Annotated in this window: 4 protein-coding genes and 3 pseudogenes; all 7 read right to left on the bottom strand. The window is 29.0% G+C overall.

The annotated features are described in order from the left end of the window. On the bottom strand, nucleotides 1-661 hold a 661-nt coding region (locus tag KQI16_RS11450; RefSeq protein WP_216434577.1), incomplete at its 3' end, for a carbohydrate ABC transporter permease. Between the two features lie 136 nt (nucleotides 662-797). Continuing rightward, nucleotides 798-2,012, bottom strand: a complete 1,215-nt coding sequence (locus tag KQI16_RS11445) for a sugar ABC transporter substrate-binding protein (RefSeq protein WP_216434575.1) — start codon at nucleotides 2,010-2,012, stop codon at nucleotides 798-800. 118 nt (nucleotides 2,013-2,130) lie between these two features. Beyond that, complete coding sequence (locus tag KQI16_RS11440; protein ID WP_216434573.1) at nucleotides 2,131-3,078, bottom strand: PucR family transcriptional regulator; 948 nt, start codon at nucleotides 3,076-3,078, stop codon at nucleotides 2,131-2,133. A 278-nt stretch (nucleotides 3,079-3,356) separates the two neighbouring features. After that, nucleotides 3,357-3,434 carry a hypothetical protein gene (locus KQI16_RS11435; protein WP_286173095.1) on the bottom strand — a complete coding sequence of 26 codons (78 nt, stop codon included), beginning with the start codon at nucleotides 3,432-3,434 and terminating at the stop codon, nucleotides 3,357-3,359. A gap of 34 nt (nucleotides 3,435-3,468) precedes the next feature. Continuing rightward, nucleotides 3,469-3,663: pseudogene (locus KQI16_RS11430) on the bottom strand (MurR/RpiR family transcriptional regulator); the annotation flags it as partial. Nucleotides 3,664-3,674: 11 nt separating this feature from the next. After that, nucleotides 3,675-3,995, bottom strand: a pseudogene (locus tag KQI16_RS11425) (family 1 glycosylhydrolase); the annotation flags it as partial. Between the two features lie 201 nt (nucleotides 3,996-4,196). Continuing rightward, nucleotides 4,197-4,422: pseudogene (locus KQI16_RS11420) on the bottom strand (5-methyltetrahydropteroyltriglutamate--homocysteine methyltransferase); the annotation flags it as partial.

Genomic DNA, 4,422 nt, shown 5'->3' with positions numbered 1-4,422 from the left:
GATAAGCAGTTTTAGCCAAGGATGGCAAAGTAATGCTTGTAAATTGTTTCCATTTGCTTGCACCATCTACTTCAGCAGCTTCATAATATACTTCTGGAATTGCTGCTAAGGATCCCAAACATACATTCATCATATAAGGGAAACCTAACCATACATTAACCATTAATATACTTATTCTTGCTAAAGTAGGATCAGTAAGCCATTTTATTGGCTCTTTTATTAAATTTATACTCATTAAGAAATTATTTATTTGGCCATAGCTTCCATTTAAAAGCCCTTGGAAGGATAGAATTGCTACAGCTGCTGGCAAAGCCCATGGAATTATTAATATTCCTTTATAAAAGTTTCTTTCTTTCATATTTTTATTATTTAATACAAGAGCTATTATTAGGCCTAAGAAGAAACAACCTAATGTTGATACTACTGCAAAAATCATAGTCCAACCAAATACAGGTAAAAAGGTTTGTTTAAAAGGACCATTCAAAACTTCTATAAAGTTTTTAATTCCAACTAGATTGATATTTCCCTTTGAATATAGAGTATAATCAGTAAACGCATAATATATAGTTGCAGCTATTGGCATTACTGTGAATATTAAAATTGAAATTAGTGCTGGAGCTAAGTAAAAATAAGCTTTACGACTTTTTCTTTTCATGCCCATTTAAAAATCCTCCTTTATTTTATAAAAGGGGCTGTCGCAGACCCCTTTGATATAAAATGTAGAATAAAGAAGGATCCTAATCCTACATCTTAAATTTCAACTTGTGCGACAGCACCTCATATAATTCCTACCTTTGTTATTGTAATTGGCTGATTCCTTCTTTTACTTGATCCACCATGTTTTGACCAGCTGTTTTAGCATCAACTTGCCCACTTGATAATAATTGTAAGTTATTATTAGCAGGTGTCCACATTGCTTGAATTTCTGGGATATTTGGCATTGGGTTAGCAGTTTTAGCTTGTTCCATAAATGCCTTAGTATAAACATCATCTACAACATAATCCTTATCTACTGGTATTCTATGTCCAGTATTGTAAATAACATCTTGACCCTTAGCAATAAATTCTTCCATTAACTTCCAAGCACTTTCTTGATTCTTAGAATTTGCATTTACAAAAGCAACTTGAACTCCCATTAATGGTTGAGGTGCCTTACCTTCTAAAGTAGGAAGTGGAATTATTTCAAAGTTTATTCCGCCATCCTTAGCAGTTTGAACATCCCATGGTCCAGAAATATAGAAGCCAGTTTTTCCCGCTGCAAAATCGCTCTTAGCTATATCAGAATTAATATCAGCAGCCATTAATTTATGTTTATTTACTAAATCGCTTAGGAATTGTAATCCCTTTACAGATCCATCATTTCCAAGCCCTATATCAGTTGGATCTAGTGTACCGTTATTATTTTTATATACATATCCACCATTAGCAGCTAAGAAGGCATATGAGAAATAGAAATTATTTATATCATATTCAAATCCAACTTCCTTAGCCATTTCAACTAATTCTTCCATAGTAGCTGGGTTTGATTTTACTAAATCTTTATTAACAAATAAGGCAGTTGTTTCTTGAGCAAATGGAACCGCATAAATCTTTCCATCTAAAGTTACAGAATCAACTATTGCTTCTGAAGTATATTTATCAGCTGAAACTAATCCTGAAGGTACTTCAGCAGTTATTCCTGCCTTTTGATAAGTTCCAAGATTATCATGTGGAACTCCTAAAATAATATCTGGACCATTATCACTTTGAGCAGCTTGGATCATTGCTTGGAAATCTCCTTGGTCTTCAACAACAGTTACTTCAACATTGTTTGCTTCTCCCCAAGCCTTAGCTATCTTATCAAATTCTTCAACTTCAGCTGTAGTGAAGTGTGACCAAACAGTAAGAGTTGTTTTTTCTCCACTTCCACCTCCATTACTATCTGTGCCAGATTTACCACCACATCCAACTAGTGATGTTGCAGCTAATGCACCTGCAAGTACGACTGCTAATAATTTTGAACGTTTTCCCATAATAAATTCCTCCCATAATTTTTTGTTATATATTTTTTAACCCTTTATTAAGGTTTATTAGCATAATTAATTTGTATTTTTTTACAGGCATCCTTTCCGGTACCGTTTCCGACAAATCCTAAAAAATTTTGTTGAACTTCATTTCTCTCCAATAAAGATATAGTATTTTAAATTCAACAGCATCATTAAAATTAGAAATATCATAATTAATTAATTTTTTTATTTTTTCAATTCTATAAAATAAGGTATTTCTATGGATATATAGCTTGTCTGCTGATTCGCTTATTTTTAATCCTTCATTAAAAAATACTTCAATAGTTTTTATTAAATCTTCATCTAGCTTAGAAAACTTCTCATCATATTCCTTAAAAATTCTATTTGCAAAGCTTTTATCTGAATTTCTAATAATTCTTTCTAATAATAATGAATTTTCCTTATAAACCCTTGCTTCTAAATTATATCTTAAACATATTTCAATATTGCTTTTTAAATTTTCAAATTTTTCCTTTAATTCTTTATATTCTTCTATTTTGCAGAAGCTTATATAAGCTTTTCTATTAAATTCCCTTTCTAATACAGCAAATATTTCGTCAATATCTTTATCTAAAAGATTATTTTTACTTACAATAATTATATATTTATCCTTAGTTAATATAATGCTATCATCATTAAAATATTTCTTTTGTAATAGTTTTACTGCCTTTTGAACTTCATTTTCGAAATATACTAGAATCAATTTAAAAGGCTTGTACTTTATGACTTCATTAAGAAGCTCCTCTGAAAATTCCCTTCCTTTAATTAAATCATTTATTATTTCTTCTTTAGATTTTACTGTATTTTTAAGTTCCTGCTCTAAGCAATATTTTAATAAGCTCAAACAATGGCTGTAAGTTTCATATGTTTCTAAAGTTAATTCTTCTGTTGGCATTTCTAATATGCTGCTAATTATTCCTTTGCTATTACTTTGTAGAAAATCAGCAATTACGGTGCCATCCTTTTCGCTTATTTTAAATGGGATCTGTATTTCATTTCTTATCTTATCAAAAGAATTTCTTAGCCCATACATAATCTTCCCCCATAAAAGAATACTATTTTCGGAAACGTTTCCGAAACGTCGAGAAAAATATATAAATTAAATATATTATCTAAAAACATATTTAATTTATATTTAGATTATACATCTGTAATCGTTTTAATTCAATGGTTAAAACACACAAAATCAGCAATATTTTTTGTACAAAATTACAGTAATATTTTATATTTCCAGTTATAAAAGTAAAAGGATAACATATCCAGATTACAATATCTGTTTATGTTATCCTAAAACTCAATATAATTTTTATTTTATTTGCTAATTGACTTAATAGTCTTATTCATTTCAATTAGCTCAATTGCAAGATCCTTTATTGTTTCTGCAGACATTAATTGGTCTTCTGCATGCATTATTATTATTAAATTTTAATTTAAATTCTGTGAAACCTTCACAATCTAGCTTTTTACAAAATCTAAGAATAGTGGTAGTAGAAACATGAGCCTCCTTTGCTAATTCTCTAATTCTCATGTAAACAACCTTTTCACTATTCTTCATTATATAGTTATAAAGTGATAATTCCAATTCATTTAAACTTTGTATCTTATTATAGCTAAACATTACTAATCTCCAGTAATATATATTTTAACATCTTCATATCTTTCTTTTAAGAGTCTTAATCCATCTAGGAAACCTTCTGGTGATATCTCCCAGCCCCACTTAGTATATTCTTTATCCTCCATTCTTACTGTTTTATATACTCCGTCAAAGGAAGGATTTCCAGGTGAACCAGTAGAATTTTCTCTATTTCTTTCTATATTTTCTTGAATATCATTTTTCATAATTCTTTGTGGCTGATAATAGTTTAATCCAATAAAATCATTTTTATCAGCAGTTCTTCTAATTATTTCTAATTCTTTTATAAATTTCATTTGAGCTGCATTTAACTCTATTTTAATCGTTTTCATTCCCCCTAATATATTTTCTATCTTAATTTTAAAACATTTTCATAAAAAAACTTATTTTTATAAATTAATAAAACAAATAATTTATTAAATAACTTGTTTTATTTTTGTAACAGCACGTTATAATATTGTATCATAATTTCTATAAAAAACTCTTGATATTAAAGCATAATATCAAGAGCCCCTTTATTATTTCCATATTTCTTCTGTTATTTCTTTTATTAGCCTAATCTTATTCCATTGTTCTTCCTCAGTTAAAATGTTACCTTCTTCTGTAGACGCAAAGCCACATTGAGGACTTAAACATATTTGATCTAAATCCAGGTATTTAGTCGCCTCTTCTATTCTTCTTATAATAGTTTCCTTACTTTCAAGTTTTCCTGTTTTAGAGGATACTAGACCTAGTACAACTTGT

The sequence above is a fragment of the Caproiciproducens sp. MSJ-32 genome, assembly GCF_018918055.1.
GTDB lineage: Bacteria > Bacillota > Clostridia > Clostridiales > Clostridiaceae > Clostridium.
Note: the sequence above shows the minus strand (reverse complement) of the source record. Positions and strands in the feature narration are given on the sequence as shown.

Excerpts from the sequence above, each read along its gene's own strand:
- KQI16_RS11445 (WP_216434575.1), bottom strand. The coding sequence starts at position 2,012 with ATGGGAAAACGTTCAAAATTATTAGCAGTCGTACTTGCAGGTGCATTA.
- KQI16_RS11440 (WP_216434573.1), bottom strand. The coding sequence starts at position 3,078 with ATGTATGGGCTAAGAAATTCTTTTGATAAGATAAGAAATGAAATACAG.
- KQI16_RS11435 (WP_286173095.1), bottom strand. The coding sequence starts at position 3,434 with ATGTCTGCAGAAACAATAAAGGATCTTGCAATTGAGCTAATTGAAATG.